Below are 1,631 nucleotides of genomic sequence, written 5' to 3' on the forward strand. Positions count from 1 at the left end.
CCGATCACCCTCGCCTGTGCTCTATTTGGCTTTAATCCAAGTAAGATCCCAGACGAGAAACAGATCAAAGCGCGCTATAAGCAGTTGTGTAAGGTTTACCACCCAGACTTGAAAGGCAGTGAAGAAGAGATGAAACGCTTGAACCAAGCACTGAAAGTCATTCTTGCACACGTTAATAAATAGTTACAAATTGAACTAGTTTAAATTGTATAACTTAGACAAGCCTTTAAAAACGGTACTACGCAATCGATCTCCTTCCCACAAAACGTAACAAATGATTAACTCCTTATCCATTCTCGTGTAATAATACGCGCCGAATATAACGCCTAGCAATAAGGTGGGGAGAAAACTATGTTCACAATTGAAGGTGTGTGTGATTGGTGTAAACAACCTAGCATGCTAACAAAACACGAATATGTTGATGGGAAAAGCCATTGCTCATGCGCTGAATGCAATGACTTAGCCACATTGGATGTGCGTCAATTCAACATTGCAGAACTACAACAACGAGAAAGACAGGCAAGCTCTATACGCTAACACTCAGCGTTGAAAATCTGCTCTCCAAGGATGTTTAAGCCACCACTACTAAAAAGTAACGGTGGCTTTTTGCTAGCTAGCGTCTGGTTGAGCTTCTGGCACTGCATTTTGAAACGCACTCAATTGATTGAGTGACGTTGTCACCCTATTGATATTTGGATATCCACCAAGCTCTAGGTTAAATCGCTTGGCATTGTATACCTGCGGCACCAAACACACATCCGCCAGCGTTACCTCATCACCGACACAATACTTACCACTGCAACTTGCGAGGCGCTGCTCTAACGCGGAAAAACCTTGCTCAATCCAATGATGATACCAACGCTGCTTTTGCTCCTCATCGGCAGCAAGATTACCTGTCAAATACTGCAACACTCTAAGGTTGTTAAGCGGATGGATATCCACAGCAATATCCTGTGCTAACGCTTTGACCAAATAGCGGCGCTGCCTATCTTCTGGCGTCAGTTTAAACTCAAGGTATACGTCATCGAGATAATCGATTATCGCTAAAGATTGGTTGAGCGTCATATCCCCATCCACCAGCACCGGAACCAGTTGATTCGGATTCAAGCGCTTGAACTCTGGTGAATGCTGCTCTCCACCATTTTTAACCAAATGCACCGAACGTTGCTGGTAATCTAGCCCCTTGAGGTTAAGCGCTATTCTAACCCGATACGCGGCCGAGGAGCGCCAGTATCCGTAGAGGATGCGCTCACTCATATCTCACCACTCGCTGGTCAATTGCGCCAAAGATAGAGTGACCGTCACCGTCTAACATTTCCATCTTAATTCGGTCACCAAACTTCATAAAACTCGTCAATGGTGCACCATCGCGAATCGTCTCTATCATGCGAACTTCAGCAATGCAGGAGTAGCCGACTCCTCCCTCAGCAATCGCGGTGCCAAAGTCTGTGCCTTGCTTATTCGACACAGTTCCCGAACCAATGATTGCACCGGCAGATAAAGGTCTACTTTTTGCCGCGTGCGCGATAAGTTCGGGAAACTCAAACGTCATATCCACGCCCGCATTTGGGCAACCAAAAGGCTGATCGTTATAGAAGCTAAGCAGAGGAAGGTTGACCTTACCGCCGTCC

4 protein-coding genes are annotated in these 1,631 nt (G+C 45.9%); 2 read left to right on the plus strand and 2 right to left on the minus strand.

Translation table 11 applies throughout. The features are described 5' to 3' along the window. Together QTO00_RS19365 and QTO00_RS19370 are read left to right on the plus strand one after the other, a co-directional pair. A partial coding sequence (locus QTO00_RS19365) for a DnaJ domain-containing protein (protein WP_331426201.1) occupies window positions 1-183 on the plus strand: 183 nt, incomplete at its 5' end. 168 nt (window positions 184-351) lie between these two features. Further along, window positions 352-537, plus strand: coding sequence for a hypothetical protein (locus QTO00_RS19370; RefSeq protein ID WP_331426202.1), 186 nt, complete (start codon window positions 352-354; stop codon window positions 535-537). A gap of 72 nt (window positions 538-609) precedes the next feature. On the opposite strand, the gene maiA is transcribed toward QTO00_RS19370, so the two are convergent. Next, the gene (gene maiA, locus QTO00_RS19375) at window positions 610-1,257 is read right to left on the minus strand and encodes a maleylacetoacetate isomerase (protein ID WP_331426203.1); all 648 of its coding nucleotides are present in this window, start codon (window positions 1,255-1,257) and stop codon (window positions 610-612) included. After that, window positions 1,250-1,631, minus strand: a 382-nt coding sequence (locus QTO00_RS19380) for a fumarylacetoacetate hydrolase family protein (protein ID WP_331426204.1), incomplete at its 5' end; no start/stop codon positions are given. The genes maiA and QTO00_RS19380, both read right to left, overlap by 8 nt.

This window comes from Vibrio sp. M260118 (genome assembly GCF_036533755.1).
Taxonomy (GTDB): Bacteria; Pseudomonadota; Gammaproteobacteria; order Enterobacterales; family Vibrionaceae; genus Vibrio.